Source organism: Oricola sp., assembly GCF_022763245.1.
GTDB lineage: Bacteria > Pseudomonadota > Alphaproteobacteria > Rhizobiales > Rhizobiaceae > Oricola.
On record NZ_JALEGV010000030.1, the window covers coordinates 43180 to 64131 of the forward strand.

Consider the following 20952-nt stretch of genomic DNA (forward strand, 5'->3'; position numbering starts at 1 on the left):
ACAGGTTAGCCAGCGTGCCGGGCGGCGATTGCCGTCCGATGCGCAAGGCCGATCGTCAAATGGTGAAAGCGGCAGGCCCTGTATACAGGTCGCAGGCGACACAAATGCGTGGCTTTCGCCCGCGCAATGTCGTCGTCTTGCTGAATACCGGCATGGTGATGCTTCCTCCCGCAAAGAAGCTAGTGAATCTCGCGTTGTCAGGGAATGACTGAAATCGCGGTAGCGCTTTTCGCAATTTGCGAAAAGCAACACTTTGAATCGCCTTCACGCGCAATTTGTATACATGCAACACGCGATCCGGACGCCGCTCTTTCGCGTCTGACGCGTGAAGACGGAAGGCAGGAGCCTGCCTTCCGAGGGCGGACGTGTCGTTGCGTCAGGCCTTCTCGGCCGCTTCCACACGCCTCGCAGCCTTGTCGGGGAACTCGACGACGACATAATCGCCATCGACCTCGACCGGCACGGTGTCGGCGACATAGGGGCCCTTCACCAGGTCCCCTCCGCTCACCGCCTCGACGGCGTAGGCGCGGGTGCGCGTCGATTTCGGATCGCTCCATGACTGACCGGTGCGCACGTCATATTCCCATCCGTGCCACGGGCATTTGAGCATTTCCGAATTGCGGCAAGGCCGGTAGTCGCCCGGCCCGTCGCTTTCGACCATGCCGCTCAGCCGGCCGCCGGACAGTTTCGCGCCACCATGCGGGCAGACGTCCATCAGGGCAAAGAACTCGTCGCCCAGGCGGATCAGGCAGAGTTCCCTGCCCGCGACTTCGACCCGGCGGATGCCCTTGTCAGGGAAGCCGGCCACTTCTGCAACAACGTGTCTGGTCATGCGTAACCGTAGAGTTTGCTGGCGTTGCCGCTCAGGACGGCGTCACGCTGATCGGGTTCGACCGGGAAGCGGAAGATGCGATAGGCGTCGTCATAGTCCCAGTGCGGATAGTCGGATGAATACATGAGCCGGTCCCAGCCGATCCAGTCGATCACATCGACGATGTCGCGGGGCCGCTTCGGCTCTTCCATAGGCTGGGTCGCCCACCAGAAGTGCTCCTTCATGTATTCCGAAGGCTTGCGCTTGAGATGCGGCACTTCCTTGTGGAAGGTGTCGAAATGCTTGTCCATGCGCCAGCCGAGCGCCGGCGCCCAGGAGAAGCCGCCCTCGATGATCGCGACCTTGAGCTTCGGAAAGGCTTCCAGAACGCCCTCGATGACGAGGCTCGTCACCAGCGCCTCGGCGCCGGGCACGAAGGTGTAGTGCTCCTGGAAATAGAAGCTCGGCCAGCCCGAACCGCTCGACGGCTTGCCGTTGGAGAAACCGACCGGATGCAGGCCGATCGGCAGGCCGGCTTCGGCGGCGGCGCGATAGATCGGCCAGTATTTGCGGGTGCCGAGCGTCTCGTTCGGCCGCGTCGACATGATGATCTGCACGAAGCGCTTATCGCCGGCATATTTCTCGATCTCGGCGACGGCCGAATCGGGATTGTCCTGCGCCACCACGATGCCGCCGCGCAGGCGCGGTTCCGGCTCCAGCCATTCGGCGATCTGCCACTGGTTGACCGCGCTGGCCATCGCCGCGGCGAGGTCCGGATTGCGTTCCTCCATGCCGCCGCGCGACAGCGCGATCAGGTTGCCGATCTCGATGCCGAGCGGATCGAGGTGCTGGTCACGCAGCATCTGCAGGTCGGATCCGGGCGGACCCACTTCGGGCTTGGAGTCCATGCGCATGCCGTTGGCGGTCATGCGCGGATAGGCGAGCTGGCCGACCAGCGCCTGGCGCGTATGCGTGCCGAAGGTCTGCATGTGCTCGATCCAGCGCTGCTCCATGAAGGGGAACATCGCCTCGGTGGATTTCTGCGCCGGGTGGATGTCGCAATCGATGATGCGCAGACGCGTCGCGGCGTCCGTTTCGACGATCGGCTGGTTCATGCCGTTTCCTCCAGGGTTTCGGCGGCGCGGCTTGCCATCGGATCGTCGGCAAGGCGCGGATAGGCCTTCAGGGCGTTGCCGGCCAGAATGCCCGGAATCGCGTCCTCGGGCAGGCCTTCCGGCAGTGCGTTGCCGCCATCGAATTGGCGATGCGGATAGTCCGTGGAATAGAGCAGCATGTCGGTGCCGCCGATATGCTTGATGATCTGGCGCAGCTCGTCGGGTCCGGGCGGATCGCTCGGCTGCAGCGACATGAACACACGGCCCGCCATGATTTCCGACGGCTTGCGGTCGAGCCAAGGCACTTCCTGGCGAACGCCGCGCCACGTCTTGTCGTTGCGCCAGATCGTGGTCGGCAGCCAGGCGAAGCCGCTTTCAAGGAAGACCACCTTGAGATCCGGGAACTTCTGGAACACGCCCTCGCCGATCAGCGCGGTCAGGATGTTCTCGAAGACCATGGACTGCATCACGTAATCTTCGAACTGGAACGACGGCCAGCCCGAAACGCTCGGCGGGATGCGATAAAGGCCGCCGGCATGGATGGCCATCGTCAGGCCGTGGCGCTCGCAGGCCTCGTAGATCGGCCAGTAATGGCGGTTGCCGTGATGGATTTCCTGCATCGCCAGCATGAGCACCTGCACGAAGCGCTTGTCGCCGGCCAGGCGCTCGATCTCGGCGACGGAGGCGGCCGGGTCTTCGCCCGAGACGAGGATGGAGCCGCGCAGGCGCGGCTCGGCGTCGAGCCAGGTCTTGGCGACGTAATCGTTGACGGCGCTCAGCAGCGCGGACCGCATGTCGGGATTGTGCAGGGCGACGACGCCGTGCAGCATCGATGCGACCGCGATCCCGGTGTCGAACTTGTCCAGCGCGGCGGAGACGTCCAGACCTTCGTAGGACGGGTTGCGCGTCAGCGGCGAGTTCGCCGGATAGGACGTCAGCCTGAACGGCATCGACGGCAGTTCGCGATCCGCGACCTGGCTGCGCCAATGCTCGTTGAGGAACGGCAACAAGTCGCCGATGGCTGCCTGCGGCAGATGAAAATCCGCGTCGATGCGCAACTGGGTGCGTGACGGCACGATGGCTCCTCCCGATTATTCTCGTGGTCACATATTTTATTTGGGGCGCCGTGTACGCGGAAGCATGTAATTTGCAAAAGCTGATGTCGCAAATCGTGCGCTTGCACGCGAGGCCCGCTTCGGGAATGTGTTACGACGACTGCCCCAAGGAAAACAACAGCTTGCACGGACAACCTGCGAAAGCCGCCAAGCCGGGAGGAGACGCCGCATGGCCAGACACTACAGATCGAACCTGACGCCGGGCACCGCGCTTTGGGCGGGACGGCGCGCGCATTGGCGGGCGCTCGGACTGTCGCTCGAGGACATCGAGAAACCGAAGATCGCCGTCATCAACACCTCGTCGGAACTGGCGATCTGCTTCTCGCATCTCGACGGTGTCGCGGCGCAGGTGAAGGCGGCGATTCGCGCCGCCGGAGCCATTCCCTTCGAGGTGCGCACGACCGCGCCGTCGGATTTCATGACCTCGGCGGGCCGTGGCGGGGCCTACATCCTGCCATCGCGCGACCTGATCGCCCACGACATCGAGGCCCAAGTGGAAGGCGCTCAGCTTGACGGCATGGTCTGCCTTGCCTCCTGCGACAAGACCACGCCCGGCCAGCTGATGGCTGCGTGTCGCATGAACATTCCAACGATCGTCGTGATCTGCGGCTACCAGGCGAGCGGCGAATGGCGCGGCGAACATGTCGACATCGAGGAGGTCTTCCTCAAATCCTCCCACGTCCAAGCCGGCCGGATCACGGTCGAGGAACTGGGCGAGATGGCCGACAATTCGATCCGCTCGCCCGGCGTCTGCGCGGGCATGGGCACCGCGAACTCGATGCATGTGGTCTGCGAAGCGCTCGGCATGTGCCTGCCCGGCTCCGCGCCCGTGCGGGCCGATTCCGAACGGATGCTGGAAAACGCCCGGGCGGCCGGAACGCGGATCGCCGAGATGGTCGAAGCCGACCTGAAGCCGCGCGACATCATCACGCCCGACGCCATTCGCAATGCGGTGCGCATGGTGCTGGCCGTCTCAGGCTCGATCAATTGCGTCAAGCATCTGCAGGGCATCGCGGTGGAAGCCGGGCTCGACGTCGACGTGATCGGCATGTTCCACGACATGGCGCATGAGATCCCGCTTCTGACCGACGTCCGGCCCTCCGGGCACACGCTGACCGAAGCCTTCGAGGCCGCCGGCGGAGCGCTTTCCGTGCTGAAACGGCTTGAAACGAAGCTCGACACCGCGCCGATCACCGTGACGGGCGAGACGATGGGCAAGATCGTCGGCGATGCGCCCGCCCCTGTCGGCGACGTGATCCGCCCGCTTGACGCGCCGCTGTCGCGCCGTCCGACCATCAACATGGTGCGCGGCACGCTTCTTCCAGGCGGCGGCATCGTCCGGCTCGGCGGTTCGGGCGAGCGCAAGATGAAGCACACGGGCCCCGCCCGCATCTACCACAGCCGCGACGAGGCGCTGGCCGGCATCAAGGCCGGCGAGGTCCAGCCCGGCGAGGTGCTCGTGTTGCGCGGTCTCGGCGTGCGGGGCGGACCGGGCATGGCGCTGACCTCGGCCGTGGTCTTCGCCCTCGACGGCGCCCGGCTGATCGAGGATGTCGCAGTGATCACCGAAGGCCAGGTGTCCGGGCTGGTCAACACCGGCCTGGTGGTCGGCGAGGCTTCGCCCGAAGCAGCAGCCGGCGGCCCGATGGCGGCCTTGCAGGATGGCGACGAGATCACGATCGATGTCGAGGCCGGGCGGGTCGACCTGAACGTGGCGGCCGAGGAACTGGCCAAACGCGACGACAGCGCGGGGCGCTTCGGCGTCGAGATACCCGGCGGGTTGCTCGACGTTTATCGCCGGACGGTCGAACCGGTGCATATGGGCGCGGTGATGACGCGTCCGCCCCGGGCCGCGAACGAGACCGACCAATGACGGCGCCTGCCCGCGTGCGCGTGCCGGCGCTGCCGATCGAGGGCGGGTGCCAATGCGGCAAGCTGCGCTATCGCCTCACCAAGCCGCCGCTGACCTATTACGCCTGCCACTGCACGGTCTGCCAACGGCAGTCCGGCAGTGCGTTCGGCTCGTCGATGATGATGGAGGCCGACGGGGTGGACCTCGTCGGTCCGCACGAGACCTTCGGCCACAGGGGCGGGTCCGGACGGCCGATGGAATGCGCGTTCTGCCCGTCCTGCGGGGTGCGGGTCACGCACCAGATCGTCGGCAGCGACATCATGGTGATCAAGCCGGGCACCCTCGACGACACGTCGTGGCTCGTTCCGGCCGGGCACATCTTCACCGCCACGCGCCAGCCCTGGGTCACGCTCGGCGCGGATGACGGCTTGCTCTATGAAGACGCGCCGGACATGCCCGCCTTGAAGGAACGCTGGCGGCAGATGACCGAATAGCGCACAAGGGTGCGCCACAGATTTCAGATTTCAAAGGGAGAGAATCGATGACCGTGACAATTTCGGGAGCCGACCTCGCGATCGGCCAGATCGCGGCGGTGGCGCGCGGGGCCAAGGTCGCGATCACCAACGATCCCGCGGTGCTCGACCGGATCGAAAAATCCCGCGCGGTGATCCAGCGCGCCGTGGAGACCGGCGAGCAGGTCTACGGCGTCACGACGCTGTTCGGCGGCATGGCCGACCAGTATGTCGGGCCGGAACTGCTGATCGACGTGCAGCGCGTCGCCCTCTGGCAGCACAAATCGACCACCGGGCCCAGACTGCCGGACACCGATGTGCGCGCCGCCATGCTGTTGCGCGCAAATTCGCTGCTGAAGGGCGCGTCCGGCATCCGGCTGGAAATCATCGAACGCTATGTCGCCTTCCTGAATGCCGGCGTGCACCCGCACGTCTATCAACGCGGCTCCATCGGCGCGTCGGGCGACCTCGTGCCGCTCTCCTATATCGGCGCCTCAGTGCTCGGGCTCGATCCGGCGTTTATCGTCGACATGGATGGTGAAACGCTCGACTGCCACACTGCGCTCACGCGGCTCGGCCTCGACCCGCTGCCGCTCGAACCGAAGGAAGGGCTGGCGCTCAACAACGGCACCGGCGCCTCGACCGGCGTCGCCGCCAATGTGATCGCGCGCGCCACCGATCTCGTCGCCCTGTCGCTCGGCGTCCACGCGCTCTTTGCCCAATCCATGCTGGCGACGGACCAGAGTTTCGCCCCCTTTATCCATGCGATGAAGCCGCATCCGGGCCAGGTGTGGACGGCGGCGCAGATGCTGGAACTGCTCGAGGGTTCGAAGGCCATTCGCTCGGAGCAGGCCGGCCAGCGCGCGCACCGGGCCGGCAAGCTGATCCAGGACCGCTACGGCCTGCGCTGCCTGCCGCAATTCCTCGGGCCCGTGGTCGACGGCCTCGTCACCGCCGCGCGCCAGATCGAGGTCGAGGCCAATTGCGCCAACGACAACCCGCTGATCGACCCGGAAACCGGCGAGGTGTTCCACACCGGCAATTTCCTCGCCCAATACACGGCGATCGCGATGGATTCGCTGCGCTATTTCATCGGGCTGATGGCCAAGCACATCGACAGCCAGATCGCGCTGATGATCACGCCGGAATTCTCCAACGGTCTCAACCCGTCACTGGTCGGCAACATGGAGGGCGGCGTCAATGTTGGGCTAAAGTCGCTGCATGTGGGCACCAACCAGATGATGACCCACCTCTCCTTCCTCGGCCAGTCGGTCGCCGACCGCTTTCCGACGCACGCGGAAATGTACAACCAGAACATCAATTCGCAGTCGATGAACGCTGCGAACATCGCCCGCGACCAGCTTGATATCCTTGAACATTTCCTGGCGGCGGCGGCGATCACTGGCGTGCAGGCGGTCGAGCTTCGCTCCGGCGCGGATGCCGGCAGCTATGACGCGCGCGAAATCCTGTCCCCGGCGACGGTGCCGCTCTACGAAGCCGTGCGCCGCGCCGCCAAGGGCGAACCTGAGGCCGACCGCTGTCTCGTCTGGAACGATTTCGACGGCTTCATCCAGGACAAGGTGGAAGGCACGCTGGCCTCGATCTCGACGCGGGGCGCCGTCATCGAAGCCGTGCGCCCGATCGCCTCGGCGCTGGAGGCCTTCGGCAAGACTTGAAGGCCCGGTTCAGAGCGCCATGCTGCCGACGCTGGCGCCGCCGCACACATAGAGCGTCTGGCCGGTGACGAAGCTGCTGGCCGGATCGCAGAAGAACAGGAAGGCGTTGGTGACGTCGTCGACGGTGCCGAGCCTTCCGACGGGGATGCGCTTGGCAAGCTCGGTCTCGCGGTCGCTGCCCTTCGGGATGATGCCCCAGAAATTGTCGGTGAGGATCGGTCCGGGCGCGACGACATTCACTGTGATGCCATGCGGCGCCAGTTCCAGCGCCCATGTGCGCGCCATGCCGACCATTCCGGCCTTCGTCGCCGAATAGGCCGTGCGCGTCGGGACGCCGAGCGCCGCGCGTGACCCGTTGAACAGGACGCGGCCGAATTGGCGCGCCTTCATCGCCGGCAGGCAGGCCTGCACGAGGGTCAGCGCGGAACCGAGATGCAGTTGCGCGAGACCGGCGATGTCTTCCGGCTTCGCCTCCTCGATCAGGCTCGGCCAGATCAGCCCGGCATTGTGGATCAGGTGCGTCACCTCGTGGCGCGCAACGATGTCGGCAGCCACCCCGGCGACCGCGTCGGCGTCGAGCAGGTCGACGGCGACATGCTCCAGCCGTTCATGCGACCAGTCGGGCACGTTGCGGGCCAGCGAGATGACACGGTAGCCGCGCTCCAGCAGGCGCTGGCCGAGATCGGCGCCGATGCCCTTGCTGCCGCCGGTGATGAGAGCGGTATGGTCGGTCACGATCGGTCTCCCGGAACGAGGGCGAGGACGCGCAGCGGGCTGCCGGTGCCGCCCTTGATCTTCAGCGGCGCGGCGATGAGGAGCGCGCCCGTCGGCGGCAACTGGTCGAGGTTGGCGAGGCATTGCAGTCCGAACCGGCCCGCGCCATGCAGGAAATAATGCGCCGGATAGGGCGGCGTGTAATGGGCGCCCTGCCCCGCATCGGTGCCGACGGTCTCGGTGCCGAACCCGCGAATGCCGCGCGCGAGCAGCGCCTGGATCGCCTCGGGTGTCGGGCCGGGCGAATGCGGGCCGTCCTCGCGCATGTTCAGGTAGTCGATGGGCTCACGCTTCGACCAGTCGGTGCGCATCAGAACCCATGCGCCCTCGGGGATCGTGCCGTGCTCGGCTTCCCACGCCTCGATGACCGCCGGCGTCAGCTCGAAATCCTCGTTCTCGGCGGCACCCTGCGAACAATCGATCACCACGACGGGGCCGATGAAATTCTCCGGGGCGATCTCGTCGACAGCGCCGTTCGGAACGTCACGGCCGGAAATCCAGTGCACCGGCGCGTCGAAATGCGTGCCCGTGTGCTCGTTCAGTGTCAGATTGTGCCACTTCCAGGCCGGCCCGCGATGATCGTAGGCGGAGACCTCTTCCATGCGGAAGCGCGCGCACTGGCCGAATTCCGGCGGCAGGACGATCACCGGAAAGTCGGGATCGAGCCTGTGCGTCAGGTCGACCACCCTGACTGCGCCGCTCGCCAGCGCCGTCGCCATGTCGGTCAAAACGCTCATGCCCCGCCTCCCGTCAGTTCGCGTTCGAGAATGCCGGGGTCATGCCGCCAGCGTTCGGCCAGGTCGCGGGCCACGTCGCCGCAGAACACCTCTTCGCGTCCCTCGACAAGCCCCTCGACGATCGACCGGGCCAGCGCCTGCGGCGCGACCTTGGGCGGCGGCAGCGGCTGGTGCCATTCGTCGTCGATCGGACCGACATAGACATTCATCATGCGCAGGCCCGACTGGTGAAACTCGGCGCGCAAGGTCTGCGACAGCGACCGCGCCGCCGCCTGCGACGCCGCAAACGCGCCAAAGGCCGGATCGGGCGAGAGGGCATGGGCCGACAGGATGTTGACGAAGGCGGCGGCACTGTTGGCGCCATCGGCCGTGCGAGCCGCCATGCTGGGTCCGAAGGCCTGCGCAAGTCGCATCAGGCCGAGCACATTGACCTCCATCTCGTCCCGGGCGAACACCGTGTCGGAGCCGAGCACGCCGCCCGGCCGAACGAAACGCGCGGTGTTGACGAGAATGTCCGTCTTGCCGCCGATCTCGCCGGCAAGGCTTTGCAGGCTGTCGGCGTCGGTGACGTCGAGAGGCATGATCGAGACGTTTTCCAGCGCCGCGATCGCATCGCGTCCGGGCCAGCGGCGCCATGATTCCGCCTCGCCGACGAAGACATGCGCAGCGCCGGCTTTCTGCAGTGCCTGGATCAGCGGCAGGGTCACGGGCGCGCGGGCGTCGGTGATCAGAACGCGCCGATGGCGCGGATGGGCGGTGAGACTGCGCATCAGCGGGTCATCTTCCATCGCATCGGTCCTTTCAACGGGCAGAGCGACGATCACGCCCTGCGCGGCCTTGTCGAGATGAAGCGCAAGCCGGACACGGTCGCCGCGCGCGACATCGCCGTGCAGATGCGCCAGCGCAATCGGGCCGGCGTCCAGCTTCACCGTGCCCATCCGCCAAGGCAAGCGCTCACGGAAATAGGGATCGGGCGACGCGTGGATGCGGGTCTCGGCGATCACCACGCCGCCTGTCTCGGTGTCGCGCCAGACGAGATCGCAGGACAGGCAGTGGCCGCAGGCGTCGCGCGGCGGATATTGGACGGTACCGCATTCGGCGCAGTGCTGCAGGGCGAAACGGCCCTCCGCCGCCGCGACCGTCAGCCCAAGCGCGGCGCGCGAGCGGCCGAGCGGCGGCAGGGTCGGGACCGTGCTGCGCTTCTGCGGATCCTTCTTCTTCGGCGCTTCGAGCGGCGTGCTCATGACGTCACCCCGCTGATGATGGCGGCCGCCGAACAGACGCCGCGATCGTAATTGATCATGCCGAAGCCGGAGACGAGCGCGCGTCCGGCGCCCTCCACCTGCGTCGGGCCGGCTTCGCCCGTCACCTGGCGGAGCGCCTCGACAAGGCCGAGATAGCCCCCCGCCGCGCCTGCCTGGCCGACCGACAATTGTCCACCCGACGTGTTGTGCGGAAAATCGCCCGTCACCGTGAGATCATGCGCGCGCACGAAGGCCGGTCCCTCCCCCTTGGCGCAAAAGCCCAGATCCTCCATCTGCATCATCGATATCACAGGGTAATCGTCATAGGTCTGCAGGAGGTCGATGTCGTCCGGGCCGCAATCGGCCATCGCGTATAGTTCGTCCACATCCATCGCCCAGCCGCCGCGCAACTGGATCGGATCGTCGGGAAAGGCGTTGTGGCGCTCGATGGTTCCATCCAGCCGGGCGAAGGCAAGGCCACGACGCTCGGCCTCGTCTTCCCGCATGACAAGGAACGCCTCCGCCCCGGCACAGGGCATGACGCAGTCGAACAGCGCGACCGGATCGGCCACCGGGCGCGCCGCGAGATATTGCTCCATCGTAAGCGGCTTCTTCATCAGCGCATGCGGATAGCGGAGCGCGTTGTCGCGCTGGGCAACGGCGATGCGGCCGAAATCCTCTCGCGTGGCACCGTATTCGGCCATGTAGGCGTCGGTCAAAAGCGCGAAATTGGCGTTCGGACCGCCATAGCCATATGGGTAGACTGCATCCATGGAGAAGCGCGAAAAGGACGACAGCAGGCGGCGGAAGCTGTCGATGCGGTTGGCGTCGCCGGCGACGCAGGCCACGACATCGACGTCGCCCGCCTGCACCGCCCGCGCCGCGCGCCTGGCCGCGGCCACGCCGCTCGCGCCGCCCATCGGGATCGTGTCGAGATAGCGAATCGTCAGGCCGAGATGCTGGGTCAGCCCCACCGGCGTGTCGGGAAAGAGCGAAAAGCTGGAGACCGAGAAGCCGTCGAGCTCGCGCGGGCTCATCCCGGCCCGGTCCAGCACCGCCCGCAGGCCGCGCGCGATCCACCAATGGGCGGTTTCCTGGCTGTAGCGCTGATAGGGGATCGTCACCGGTGCGGTCAGTACCGCGCCGTCATAGGCGCGCCGGTTCATGCGGCACTCCGCTTCTTCATGCCGCGCAGGTCGAGCGTTTGCGGGGCTTCCAGCAATTCGGCGGCCAGGGTCTTCAAGACACCGCGCTGGATCTTCTGGGTGGCGGTCAGCGGCAATGTCTCGACGAAGGCGATGAAGCCCGGCGCCTTGTAATAGGCCAGCTGCGTCAGGCACCAGCCGGTGATCTCGGTCGCCAGTTCCGGGGTCGGATCGCGGTTGACGACGAGACAGGCGAACACCTCGTCGCCGCGAACCGGGTCGGGCACGGCGGCGACGGCGGCGGCCGTCACGGCCGGGTGGCGCATCAGCGTGCTTTCGACTTCGACGGCGGCGATGTTCTCACCGGAGCGGCGGATGACGTTCTTCTTGCGGTCGACGAAGAACATCGAGCCGTCCGATTCCCGGCGCACCACGTCGCCGGTGTGGAACCATCCGCCCTCCCAGGCTTCGTCGGTGGCCGCCTCATTCTTGAAGTAAGCGGCGAAGAAGCCGCGCCTCGGATCGTCGCCCGCATGACGCACGAGCAATTCACCCGGCGCGCCGCCCGTGTCGTTGCCAGCCTCGTCGACGATGCGGACCTCCAGCTCCGGTTCCGGCCGCCCGAGGCAGCTTTCGCCAACCCGGCGCGGCAGGCGATTGGCGCAGATCACCGCGCCCGCGCCTGTTTCCGTCATCGCCCAGGCCTCGACCAGCGGAAAGCCGAAGCGGTCCTCGAAGGCGGCGTGCAGCTTCGGATCGACGCCCGCGCCGAAGCCGAAGCGGACGGCATGGTCCCGGTCCGCAGCCGAGGGGTCGGCGCCCATCAGCATGGAGGGCATCACGCCCAGATAATGCAGGCAGGTCGCGCCGCTGTCGCGCACGCTCGCCCACCAGCTGCGCGGATGGAAGCGATCCAGCACGATCAGGCAGCCGCCCACCGCGATCATCGCCATGAAGGAATAGGCCATGGCGTTCATGTGGAAGATCGGCAGCGGCGTGATCATGCGCTCGCCGTCCTCGCCGAGCGCGCAAAGCCCGCCCGTTCCCGCATACCAGCGCCCGGCCATCAGGAAATAGGTGTTGGTGAGCACGCAGCCCTTGGGCTGGCCCGTGGTGCCGGAGGTGTAGAGCAGCGCCGCCTCGGCATCGCGCGCCGGCCCGTTGCGCAAGGCGATGCGGACATTGTCGCGGGGTGCGGGAATCGGGTCGCCGGGGCTGATGACGGGCATCGCGATGCCGGCCTTTTCGGCGGCGGCGCGCAGATCCGCGACGCGCGCCGGAAGGGACACGGCCAGTACAGGCTCGGCATGGCCGGCCATGTAGGTGAGTTCGGCCTCGCGCAGATCCGGGTTCACCGGCACGACGGAGGCGCCCAGCCGGTTGAGCGCCAGCCACCACAGGAAGAAGGCCGGACGGTTCTCGAGCAGCAGCATGACGCGGTGGCCCGCGCCGTAGCCCGCAACCTCGAGGTCTGCGGCCAGCGCATCGACCTCGCCCGCCGCGGCCTCGTAGGTCAGGGCTCCCGCGTCGATGCCGTAGATCCCGGCGGTCTCCGGCAGGATGTTCAGCATTTCGCGCGCCGGCCAGCGCGCAGCGGCGGCGGCGAAGGCCGCGTGGACCGTTTCCACCATGTCGGCGATCATGGCAGCAGCTGAATGTTGCCGAAGGCGGCATCGCAGTTGAGGATGTCGACGCGCTTGTTGGCGATCATGATCCTGCCGTCCACCAGCGCCAGTTCGTGCCGCGCGGTGAGCGCCAGCAGGAACTGCTCGTCGAGCCGCGTTTCGACGTAATGCATGAATGTCGTTGTCACGTAGCGGCCGGCGACCTCGTCCATCTCGTCGACGAAGGGCCGCGACAACACGTGGTGGCAGCGGCTCTTCGGCTTCTGGCTGAAGGTGCGCGCGCCGTTCAGGCGCTCGACGCGCAGCTTGAGCATGAAGATGTCCTCATACATCAGCGAGGTGACGTGGAGCGGGTCGGCCTGCTTGTAGTCGAGCGGCATCCAGTAGTGGCCGTCCTTCAGCCAGAGCGCCAGCCATTCGTCGTACCGGCCCTCGTCGAGCATGCGCGCCTCGTCATAGATGAAGTCGATCAGGTCGTCGCGGGTCACGCTCATTCCGCCGCCTCCTTCTCGTCAGCCTGCGCCGGCTGCATGTCGGCGGTCATGAACTTCACCCAGGCGTGGAAATGGTTGCGCATCTCGCGCTCCGTCGTGCCGTTCTCGACCCGCTCGGTGTCGAAATCCTCGTCGTCCTCGTAAAGCCGCTGCATGTTGACCCATTCGAGCCCGTCGGCGGCGAGGCCCTCCTGCGCGCGTTCATACATTTCCAGGTCGTCATGGCCGACGATCGACGTCGGCGCGTTGATCATGCGGTTGTACATGGCTGTGCGGGCGGTCAGTTCGTCCGGCGCATCAACGAGGCGGTAGATGTAGCTTTCCACCAGCGTCTTGTCGGCCGCAAGCGGAATGAACACCCGCAATTGCTGGATCGGGCCCTTGATCATGATGTTGGGGAAATAGACCGTGTTGTGCCGGTTCTCGCCCAAGATCTCCTTGGCTCTTTCCTCTCCATAGGCCTCCGTCATGGCTTCGAAATAGCCGGGAATGGCGGAGTAGTTGGAATGGATGGAATGGTGCACGCCGGTGTGGCCGTGGCCGTTCGGCCAGGTGCGGATGCCCATCTTCTCGAAGAACTCGTAGGCCGACATGAAGGGCGCGATGATCTCCATGGCGGGCGGGAGCGGCGTGCCTTCCGGCATGTCGAGCTCTTCCCAGAGTTTCACCGCCGTGCCGGCGCTGCTCTCATGGGCGACCATCGGGTGGCAGGTGTCGGTCTGGTTCTCGACCAGCATCTTCCAGTTGCATTTGTGCATGTAGCGCAAAGGCGGTCCGGCCACTTCGAGACGACCGGCCGGCGACCGGTCGATCATGTTGTCAAGCGAGGACAGCGAGCCGTCGAAGAACGCCTCGAACGAGATGCCTTCATCGGCGAGGCGCGCGAAGACGAAGCCGCGATAGTTCTTCACCGCGCCGACCGCGCGCATACCCTTGGCGCCCTCCGCCTGCTCGAAGCCGGTGTTCTCGTATCCCTTCTTCAGCGGGATCGCGAGCAGGCAGCCGTCGGTCTTGAACGACCATGCGTGATAGGGGCATCGGAAGAACTTGCCGGTGTTGCCGGTCCGGTCGATGGCGATCTTGGTGCCCTTGTGGGGGCAGCGGTTGTAGAGGACCTTGATCTCGTTGTCGGTGTGGCGAACCATGATCACCGGCTGGTCGCCGATCTGGGTGGTGAAATAATCGCCCTTGTTCGGGGTCTGGCTGTCATGGCCGACGAAGACCCAGCTGTTGGCGAAAAGGTGCTTCATCTCCAGCCGGAAGACTTCCGGATCGATATAGACGTCGCGATGCACTTCCTTGCCGCGGACGAGCCCGGCGACGGCAGCGGGATTGTCTGAATAGCGTCCCATGAATTCCTCCTCAAAGATCCAGCACGAGGCGTGCCGATTTCGCGCGGCTGACGCAGATTTGAATGACCTTGCCGGCCTCGCGCTCGGCCTCCGACAAGACGACGTCCCGGTGATCGGGCGTTCCGGAGATGACATCGGTCTGGCAGATGCCGCAGTCGCCGCGCTGGCAATCATACATCAGGTCGACGCCACCCTCTTCGAGCACGTCGATGATCGTGCGGCCGGGCGGGATGGTGAAGACGTCGCCCGTGGAGGCGACTTCAACCTCGAAGGGGGCGTCTCCGTCCTGCGCAGACGACGCGTTGTCGAACAGTTCGACATGGATCCGTTCGGCCGCGATGCCGGCCTTTTCGGCGGCAGCACGCGCCGCGTCAATCATGCCGCGCGGGCCGCAGATGTAGAGATGACGGTCGGCGCCGAGCTGCTTGACGAGCGCATCGAGATCGAGCGCATTTTCCGGCTCGTCGTCGCAATGCAGATGCAGCGCGTCCCCGAACCGATCGGCCAGACGGTCGGCATAGGCCATGACGCCGCGCGAGCGGCCGGCGTAATGCAGGGCGAATTCCGTTCCCTTCGCCGCCAGTTCGGCCGCCATGGAAATCATCGGCGTGATGCCGATGCCGCCGGCCAGCAGCACTACTGGCGTGTCCGCGGCCAGCGGGAAGTCGCATTTCGGCGGCGTGACGGCGAGTTCATCGCCCGTCTTGAGGCCGTGCATGAAGCGCGAACCGCCCTCGCCTTCCGGCTCGAGCTGCACCGCGACACGGCATGCGGGCTGGCTGCCCCTCGCCGCATCGAAGGCGATCAGCGAATAGGCGCGGTCTCCGCCGTCGGGCAGCGACACGCGGATATGGGCGCCCGGCTGCCAGTCCGGCAGGGCCTCACCGCCCGCGGCCTTCAATTCGAACTCCGCGATCCTGTCGGTCAGAGGGCGGATCGCCGCGACTTGCATCGTCTGGGTGGTCAATTCATTATCTCCTCCGTTCGAAATATGATTTTTCATATAAAAATGGTCAAGCGATTTTTTCGAAGCTTCGCGTGCGGCGTGCCGCGGCCGCATTGACAACAAGAGCGGGCACACCGACTAGAGAGGCCAGCCGGAGGGAGGAAGGGCGAAACGTGACTGAAAAGACCATGGAACGACAGGTGCTCCAGGCTGAAAGCGGCGAATTCGTGCCGGATTACCTCCTCTATCTGCTGGCCGCAGCCAGCGACGCCGCCAGCGCCCAGTTTCACGACCATGTGCGTCAGGCGGGGTTGCGCGTGCCGGAATGGCGCGTGCTCGCATGCCTGAACGACCGCGACGGCGCGATGATCACCCGGCTGGCCCGATTCGCCCTGATCGAACAGTCGCGCCTGACCAAGATCATCATCCAGATGGGCGAACGCGGGCTGATCCGCCGTCAGGGCGACCCCGAGGATCGCCGCCGCGTGCGCGTCTATCTCACCGACGAAGGCCGTGCGCTGGCCGAGCGGCTGGTCGCCGACGCCCGCGACCACGAGCAGAAACTGCTGCAGATGCTGGAGGGCGGCGACGGCGCGCGCATCAAGCTGGCGCTCAGTTCGCTGATCGAGCGCCTTTCGCCGCCGAGCGAGGGCGAGAAGTAGAGGCCCGCCTCAGATGAGCCTCGCGGGCAGCCTGGCGTAGCCGCGAAACCGCATGCGCCCGCCCGGCACGCGACCATCCGCGATCTGGAAATCCGGGAAGCGGTCGAGGAAGCGTCCGATCGCGATACGCCCTTCCATGCGCGCCAATGTCAGCCCGACACAGACATGCGGCCCGCCCGCAAACGCCAGATGCCGGTTCGGCCGGCGCGTCAGGTCGAGACGGTCAGGGTCCTCGAACTGGGCCGGATCGCGGTTGGCGGCGCCGATGCACAGATGCAAATTCGTGCCGGTCGCGATTTCCATGCCATCGATCTCGATCGGCGCCGTCGTCTCGCGATTGCCCAACTGGTTGGGCGAGGAGAACCGAAGGAACTCCTCGACGGCGGAGGTTATGATTTCCGGGTTGCCGATCAGGCGCGCCTTCTCGCCCGGATGATCGTTCAGCGCCGCAAGGCCGTTGCCGATGAGATTCGTCGTCGTCTCATGCCCGGCATTGAGGATGAAGATGCAGTTCTGCAGCAATTCGATCTCGGAGAGCTTCTCGTCGGCGCCGTCGCCATTGATCAATCGCGTCAGCACATCCGTTTCCGGGTTGCCGGGCCTGGCGCGCCGGCGGGCGACCAGATCCTCCAGATAGGTCTTGAACTCGGTGACGGCCTCCTGGCCCCGCTTCAATTGCTCCGGCGTGAGCGACGGTTCCAGCGCGCCGAGGATCACCAGCGACCATTCGCGCAAGGGACCGCGTTCGTCCATCGGCACGTCGAGCAGGTTGCCGATCACCTGGATGGGAATCGACGAAGCGAAATCCTCGATCAGATCGACGGTCTCTCCCTCTTCCGCGCGAAGGCGCATCGTGTCGAGCAGATGGTCGACCGTCTCCGTCAGACCCGGCTCCATCTTCGCGATCGCGCGCGGCGTGAGCGCCGACGTCATGATCTTGCGCACGCGCGTGTGCAGCGGCGGATCGTTGAAGACGAGCGATGTCGTGTGATGCTCGAACAGCGGCGATCCCGCTCCGAATTTCGGCGCGAACGCCGCCTTCTTGTCGGACGAGTAGAGCTTGGTGTCGCGATAGATCCGGTCGAGATCGGCGTATCGGCTGAGCAGGACCGATCCGTTCGGCTGGCGCAGCACGGGCGCATGGGCAAGCAACGCCGCGTAGAAGGGAAACGGATCGTCGACGAAGCCGGGCGGCGGCGCCTCCAGATCGAAGGCCTGCACGGTCTCCGCCGTCACCGGCTCAATCTCAGCACGAACACCCATTGCTCTCTCCCTGCGTCACGGCGCATCACCTGAAAAAAATATGTTCACAAACCCACGGTTCTGTGAATACATGAAAAAGCATATGATTGTGCGGCGCAAGGAGTGTGGCCGCACGCCACCACCAGGGTCAGGGAGGACCAAGGCATGAAATTAAAGACATTGCTGGCCAGCGCAGCGATCGCGATCTGTTCGAGCACGATGGCATTCGCCGCCGAGACGCTGACGATCTCCAGCTGGCTGCCGCCCACGCACCCCATCAACACCGAGATGCTGCAGGGCCTGGTGACGATGATGGAAGAAGCGACCGACGGTCAAGTGACCGGCGAGATCAAGATGGGCCTCGCTCCGCCCCCGGCGCAGATGGACCTCGTCATGGACGGCGCCGCCGACCTGACCATCATCTTCCACGGCTACCAGCCGGGCCGCTTCGTCGGCACGAAGCTGATCGAACTGCCCGGCTACACCGGCAATGCCGAGGCCGCCTCCGTCGCCTACTGGCATGTTCAGGAAAAATACCTCGACAAGCTGGACGAGCATCGCGGCGTCAAGCTCGTCGCGCTGACCACCCACGGCCCTGGCCAGATCCACTCCAACAAGCCGATCAGCAAGCTGTCCGATCTCAACGGTCTGAAGACCCGCCTCGGCGGCGGGGTTTCGGCCGATGTCGGCGCGGAACTCGGCCTGGTGGGCATCCAGGTGCCGGCGCCGAAGGTCTATGAGACGCTTGCTTCGGGCGCGGCCGACGCCGTTGCCATGAACATGGGCGAGCGCATCTCCTTCAAGCTGAACGAGGTCGCCAAGAACGTCTACGAAATGCCGGGCGGCTTCTATCGCGGCTCGTTCGCCGTGCTGATGAGCCAGGAGAAGTTCGACAGCCTGCCGGAAGACGTCCAGAAGGCCCTCGACGAGAAGGTCTTCGGCGAGCCGGCGAGCCGGATGATGGGCATCGCCTGGGACGCCAGCGACGCCACGGCACGCGCCGAGACCGAAGCGGCCGCCGACAACACGATCGTCACCGCGTCTGAAGAAGACCAGGCGACCTTCGCGGAAATGGCCGAGCGCGTGCGCACCAAGATCCTCGCCGAACTGGACGAGGCCGGCATCGACGCCAAGGCCGCCTACGACATGGTCGCCTCCGAGATGGCTGCCGCGTCGAAGTAAGACATGCTACGTTGTCCCGGGCGCCTCGGCGTCCGGGACACTCCTCAAAGCCGGCCCCCCAATGGAACAATTGCGCAAACTCGTCCATTTCGTCGCGGCCATCCCCATGATGACGGCCTCCGTGGCGCTGTTCGCGCTGATGGTCCTGACATTCGCCGATGTCGTCATGCGGTCCGCATTCAACATGCCGATCGAGGCTGCGACCGAACTGATCCGCATCGCCATCGCGATCATCGTCTTTTCCGCCCTGCCGATCCTGTCCGGAAGCGACCAGCACATCGTGGTCGACCTTGCCGATCCGATCGTCGACCGCCTCGGCCTGTCGCGGCTGCGCGACGGCGTCATCACGCTCGCCTGCGGGCTGATGCTGTGGCTGCCGGCGCAGCGCGTGGTCGATCTGGCGGAGCGCGCGCGCAGCTATGGCGACCAGACCGAATATCTCAACATCCCGACATTCTACGTCGCCTGGTTCGTGGCCGCGATGACCTTCGTGACCGCAGCGGTGCTGGTCGTTCGCGGGCTGCTCGTCCTGCTGGCGCCGAAAACGCTTGGATTCTTCAAACATGACTGAATCGCTCATCGGCTTCGCCGCCGTGCTGATTCTCGTGCTGCTGCGCATGCCGATCGCCTTCGCGATGGGCCTCGTGGGCATGATCGGCTACGCCTACGAGACCTCCTATCGCGGCGCGATCTCGATCGTCGCGCGGCTGATCATCGACACCAGCCAGGATTACGGCCTGTCGGTGGTGCCGCTGTTCATCCTGATGGGGCTGTTCGTCAACAAGGGCGGCATCAGCCGGGAGCTCTACCAGGTCTCCAACGCCTTTCTCGGCCATCTGCGCGGCGGCCTCGCCATGGCGACCATCGTCGCTTGCGGCGGCTTCGCGGCGATCTGCGGCTCGTCGCTTGCGACAGCCGCCACCATGTCCAAGGTGGCGATGCCGGAGATGCGCAAGTTCGGCTATGCCGACGGGCTGTCGACCGCCTCGATCGCCGCCGGCGGCACGCTCGGCATACTCATCCCTCCCTCCGTCATCCTGGTGATCTACGGGCTGCTGACGGAGACCTCGATCGGCCAGCTCTTCATCGCGGGCATCGTGCCCGGCATCATGGGCATCCTGTTCTACATGGTGGCCGTGCGCATTTCCGTGGCGCGCAACCCCGAATCCGGACCGGCCGGCCCGCGCGCGAGCTGGCCGGAGCGGTTGTCTGCGCTGCGCGACGTCTGGTCGGTGCTGCTGCTGTTCGGGCTGGTGATCGGCGGCCTCTACGGCGCGCTCGACTTCTGGCCGATCCACCTGACCTTCTCGCCGACCGAAGCCGCCGGCATGGGCGCGATGGGCGCGTTCCTGATCGCCCTCTTCCGCGGCAATCTGAGCTTCGCCGACACGCGCGAAGTGCTCAAGGAAACCGCCGGCACCACCGCCTCGCTGTTCTCGGTGCTGATCGGCGCCTGGATCTTCTCCAACTTCGTCAATCTCGCCGGCCTGCCCGAAGCGCTGCGCAACGGCGTCGATTCCCTGGGCCTGGCGCCCTGGATGGTGATGGGCCTGATCATCCTGATCTACATCGCGCTGGGCTGCGTCTTCGAGAGCCTGTCGATGCTGCTGCTGACGGTGCCGATCTTCTTCCCGTTGGTGACCAGCCTCGGCTTCAACCCGGTCTGGTTCGGCATCGTGGTCGTCGTGGTCACCGAGATCAGCCTGATCACGCCGCCGGTCGGCCTCAACGTCTTCATCCTGAAGGGCGTGGTCGGCGACGTCTCGACCGCGACGATCTTCAAGGGCGTGACGCCCTTCTGGATCATGGACATCGTGCGGCTGGCGCTGCTCCTGTTGATCCCGGGCATCGCACTGTTCCTGCCCTCGATGATGTAAACCCGGAGCGACGGACGCCCCGGGTTCGATCATTCATCGGCAATGCACAAACTGATTCAGCGGATCGCCGCAGCCTGTTGAATTGTCAGGAAATCTCGGCGGTCGCCTCGATCTCGACCATGGCTTCGTCCTCGACGAGACCGGCGACGACGACCAGCGTCATCGCGGGGAAGTGCCGGCCGAGAACCTTGCGGTAGACCTGCCCGACCTCGCGCTGGCGGGCCATGTATTCCTTCTTGTCGGTGACGTACCAGGTGAGCCGCGTGATGTCCTCGGCCTTGCCGCCGGCGCTTTCGACCACGGCGACGATGTTCTTCAGCGCCTGCTCCATCTGGCCGATGAAATCGTGGCTTTCGAACACCTGGTCGGCGTTCCAGCCGATCTGGCCGCCGACATAGAGCCGGCCGTCTTCCGTGAGCATGCCGTTTGCGTAACCCTTGGCGGGCGCCCAGCCCTCGGGTTGGATGATGCGATGAGCCATTCGCCAAGCTCTCCTTGCTTGCTGTTCGCGGTGCGCGGAGAGGCCGGTGAAGGCCCCGTCCGCGCGCGGTGATTGAATTTATGCGCCGCTGCGGCGCCGGTTGCGTTCGG

The 20952-nt window shown here is 65.8% G+C and carries 20 protein-coding genes; 7 read left to right on the plus strand and 13 right to left on the minus strand.

Annotated elements, in window-relative coordinates; genetic code table 11:
• Positions 1–376: 376 nt before the first annotated feature.
• Genes MRY80_RS13425 through MRY80_RS13435 form a run of 3 tightly spaced genes read right to left on the minus strand, consistent with a single transcriptional unit; the run spans position 377 to position 3002 of the window.
• Positions 377–832 (minus strand): Rieske 2Fe-2S domain-containing protein, encoded by a 456-nt coding sequence (locus MRY80_RS13425; RefSeq protein ID WP_293291531.1) that lies wholly within the window; start codon positions 830–832, stop codon positions 377–379.
• On the minus strand, positions 829–1926 hold the full coding sequence (locus tag MRY80_RS13430) for an amidohydrolase family protein (protein ID WP_293291532.1): 1098 nt from the start codon (positions 1924–1926) through the stop codon (positions 829–831). The genes MRY80_RS13425 and MRY80_RS13430 overlap by 4 nt, the downstream gene beginning before the upstream one ends.
• Positions 1923–3002, minus strand: a complete 1080-nt coding sequence (locus MRY80_RS13435) for an amidohydrolase family protein (RefSeq protein WP_293291533.1) — start codon at positions 3000–3002, stop codon at positions 1923–1925. Before MRY80_RS13435 ends, MRY80_RS13430 begins: the two co-directional genes overlap by 4 nt.
• Positions 3003–3210: 208 nt before the next feature.
• On the opposite strand from MRY80_RS13435, the gene ilvD reads away from it, so the two are divergent.
• From ilvD to MRY80_RS13450, 3 genes are read left to right on the plus strand one after another with little or no spacing between them, the layout of a single operon-like run.
• Positions 3211–4914: a dihydroxy-acid dehydratase gene (gene ilvD / locus MRY80_RS13440; RefSeq protein ID WP_293291534.1), complete on the plus strand. Its 1704-nt coding sequence runs from the start codon at positions 3211–3213 to the stop codon at positions 4912–4914.
• The gene (locus tag MRY80_RS13445) at positions 4911–5387 is read left to right on the plus strand and encodes a GFA family protein (protein WP_293291535.1); all 477 of its coding nucleotides are present in this window, start codon (positions 4911–4913) and stop codon (positions 5385–5387) included. Before ilvD ends, MRY80_RS13445 begins: the two co-directional genes overlap by 4 nt.
• Positions 5388–5434: 47 nt before the next feature.
• On the plus strand, positions 5435–7081 hold the full coding sequence (locus MRY80_RS13450) for an aromatic amino acid ammonia-lyase (RefSeq protein ID WP_293291536.1): 1647 nt from the start codon (positions 5435–5437) through the stop codon (positions 7079–7081).
• A 9-nt stretch (positions 7082–7090) separates the two neighbouring features.
• Here MRY80_RS13450 and MRY80_RS13455 read toward each other — a convergent pair whose 3' ends face one another.
• Genes MRY80_RS13455 through MRY80_RS13490 form a run of 8 tightly spaced genes read right to left on the minus strand, consistent with a single transcriptional unit; the run spans position 7091 to position 15419 of the window.
• Positions 7091–7816, minus strand: a complete 726-nt coding sequence (locus MRY80_RS13455) for an SDR family oxidoreductase (protein WP_293291537.1) — start codon at positions 7814–7816, stop codon at positions 7091–7093.
• Complete coding sequence (locus MRY80_RS13460) at positions 7813–8592, minus strand: cyclase family protein (RefSeq protein WP_293291538.1); 780 nt, start codon at positions 8590–8592, stop codon at positions 7813–7815. The genes MRY80_RS13455 and MRY80_RS13460 overlap by 4 nt, the downstream gene beginning before the upstream one ends.
• On the minus strand, positions 8589–9836 hold the full coding sequence (locus tag MRY80_RS13465; protein ID WP_293291539.1) for an SDR family NAD(P)-dependent oxidoreductase: 1248 nt from the start codon (positions 9834–9836) through the stop codon (positions 8589–8591). Before MRY80_RS13465 ends, MRY80_RS13460 begins: the two co-directional genes overlap by 4 nt.
• A complete protein-coding gene (locus tag MRY80_RS13470; RefSeq protein ID WP_293291540.1) occupies positions 9833–11002 on the minus strand; it encodes a thiolase family protein in 1170 nt (389 codons plus the stop codon). Before MRY80_RS13470 ends, MRY80_RS13465 begins: the two co-directional genes overlap by 4 nt.
• Entirely contained in the window at positions 10999–12624 is a 1626-nt protein-coding gene (locus MRY80_RS13475) for an AMP-binding protein (RefSeq protein ID WP_293291541.1), read from the minus strand. The genes MRY80_RS13470 and MRY80_RS13475 overlap by 4 nt, the downstream gene beginning before the upstream one ends.
• The gene (locus MRY80_RS13480; protein ID WP_293291542.1) at positions 12621–13100 is read right to left on the minus strand and encodes an aromatic-ring-hydroxylating dioxygenase subunit beta; all 480 of its coding nucleotides are present in this window, start codon (positions 13098–13100) and stop codon (positions 12621–12623) included. The genes MRY80_RS13475 and MRY80_RS13480 overlap by 4 nt, the downstream gene beginning before the upstream one ends.
• Positions 13097–14452, minus strand: a complete 1356-nt coding sequence (locus MRY80_RS13485) for an aromatic ring-hydroxylating dioxygenase subunit alpha (RefSeq protein WP_293291543.1) — start codon at positions 14450–14452, stop codon at positions 13097–13099. Before MRY80_RS13485 ends, MRY80_RS13480 begins: the two co-directional genes overlap by 4 nt.
• 10 nt (positions 14453–14462) lie before the next feature.
• On the minus strand, positions 14463–15419 hold the full coding sequence (locus MRY80_RS13490) for a PDR/VanB family oxidoreductase (RefSeq protein ID WP_293291544.1): 957 nt from the start codon (positions 15417–15419) through the stop codon (positions 14463–14465).
• Positions 15420–15571: 152 nt separating this feature from the next.
• Between MRY80_RS13490 and MRY80_RS13495 the strand changes: the two genes are divergently transcribed.
• Positions 15572–16060, plus strand: a complete 489-nt coding sequence (locus tag MRY80_RS13495; RefSeq protein ID WP_293291545.1) for a MarR family transcriptional regulator — start codon at positions 15572–15574, stop codon at positions 16058–16060.
• 9 nt (positions 16061–16069) lie between these two features.
• Here the strand turns inward: MRY80_RS13495 and MRY80_RS13500 are convergent, their stop codons facing one another.
• Positions 16070–17323, minus strand: a complete 1254-nt coding sequence (locus MRY80_RS13500) for a cytochrome P450 (RefSeq protein WP_293291546.1) — start codon at positions 17321–17323, stop codon at positions 16070–16072.
• A 144-nt stretch (positions 17324–17467) separates the two neighbouring features.
• Between MRY80_RS13500 and MRY80_RS13505 the strand changes: the two genes are divergently transcribed.
• The 3 genes from MRY80_RS13505 (at position 17468) to MRY80_RS13515 (ending at position 20361) form a co-directional block, all read left to right on the plus strand.
• Positions 17468–18484 (plus strand): TRAP transporter substrate-binding protein, encoded by a 1017-nt coding sequence (locus tag MRY80_RS13505; RefSeq protein WP_293291547.1) that lies wholly within the window; start codon positions 17468–17470, stop codon positions 18482–18484.
• A 61-nt stretch (positions 18485–18545) separates the two neighbouring features.
• Positions 18546–19055 carry a TRAP transporter small permease subunit gene (locus MRY80_RS13510; RefSeq protein ID WP_293291548.1) on the plus strand — a complete coding sequence of 170 codons (510 nt, stop codon included), beginning with the start codon at positions 18546–18548 and terminating at the stop codon, positions 19053–19055.
• Positions 19048–20361, plus strand: a complete 1314-nt coding sequence (locus MRY80_RS13515) for a TRAP transporter large permease (protein ID WP_293291549.1) — start codon at positions 19048–19050, stop codon at positions 20359–20361. The genes MRY80_RS13510 and MRY80_RS13515 overlap by 8 nt, the downstream gene beginning before the upstream one ends.
• Positions 20362–20446: 85 nt before the next feature.
• Here the strand turns inward: MRY80_RS13515 and MRY80_RS13520 are convergent, their stop codons facing one another.
• On the minus strand, positions 20447–20842 hold the full coding sequence (locus tag MRY80_RS13520) for a RidA family protein (protein ID WP_293291550.1): 396 nt from the start codon (positions 20840–20842) through the stop codon (positions 20447–20449).
• Positions 20843–20952 lie beyond the last annotated feature (110 nt).

Bases quoted from the DNA above. Each gene is read 5' to 3' on its own strand.
- ilvD (WP_293291534.1), top strand. From the start codon at position 3,211: ATGGCCAGACACTACAGATCGAACCTGACGCCGGGCACCGCGCTTTGG.
- MRY80_RS13475 (WP_293291541.1), bottom strand. From the start codon at position 12,624: ATGATCGCCGACATGGTGGAAACGGTCCACGCGGCCTTCGCCGCCGCC.
- MRY80_RS13500 (WP_293291546.1), bottom strand. From the start codon at position 17,323: ATGGGTGTTCGTGCTGAGATTGAGCCGGTGACGGCGGAGACCGTGCAG.
- MRY80_RS13520 (WP_293291550.1), bottom strand. From the start codon at position 20,842: ATGGCTCATCGCATCATCCAACCCGAGGGCTGGGCGCCCGCCAAGGGT.
- MRY80_RS13470 (WP_293291540.1), bottom strand. From the start codon at position 11,002: ATGAACCGGCGCGCCTATGACGGCGCGGTACTGACCGCACCGGTGACG.
- MRY80_RS13505 (WP_293291547.1), top strand. From the start codon at position 17,468: ATGAAATTAAAGACATTGCTGGCCAGCGCAGCGATCGCGATCTGTTCG.
- MRY80_RS13430 (WP_293291532.1), bottom strand. From the start codon at position 1,926: ATGAACCAGCCGATCGTCGAAACGGACGCCGCGACGCGTCTGCGCATC.
- MRY80_RS13485 (WP_293291543.1), bottom strand. From the start codon at position 14,452: ATGGGACGCTATTCAGACAATCCCGCTGCCGTCGCCGGGCTCGTCCGC.
- MRY80_RS13510 (WP_293291548.1), top strand. From the start codon at position 18,546: ATGGAACAATTGCGCAAACTCGTCCATTTCGTCGCGGCCATCCCCATG.
- MRY80_RS13465 (WP_293291539.1), bottom strand. From the start codon at position 9,836: ATGAGCACGCCGCTCGAAGCGCCGAAGAAGAAGGATCCGCAGAAGCGC.
- MRY80_RS13425 (WP_293291531.1), bottom strand. From the start codon at position 832: ATGACCAGACACGTTGTTGCAGAAGTGGCCGGCTTCCCTGACAAGGGC.
- MRY80_RS13515 (WP_293291549.1), top strand. From the start codon at position 19,048: ATGACTGAATCGCTCATCGGCTTCGCCGCCGTGCTGATTCTCGTGCTG.
- MRY80_RS13450 (WP_293291536.1), top strand. From the start codon at position 5,435: ATGACCGTGACAATTTCGGGAGCCGACCTCGCGATCGGCCAGATCGCG.
- MRY80_RS13445 (WP_293291535.1), top strand. From the start codon at position 4,911: ATGACGGCGCCTGCCCGCGTGCGCGTGCCGGCGCTGCCGATCGAGGGC.
- MRY80_RS13460 (WP_293291538.1), bottom strand. From the start codon at position 8,592: ATGAGCGTTTTGACCGACATGGCGACGGCGCTGGCGAGCGGCGCAGTC.
- MRY80_RS13480 (WP_293291542.1), bottom strand. From the start codon at position 13,100: ATGAGCGTGACCCGCGACGACCTGATCGACTTCATCTATGACGAGGCG.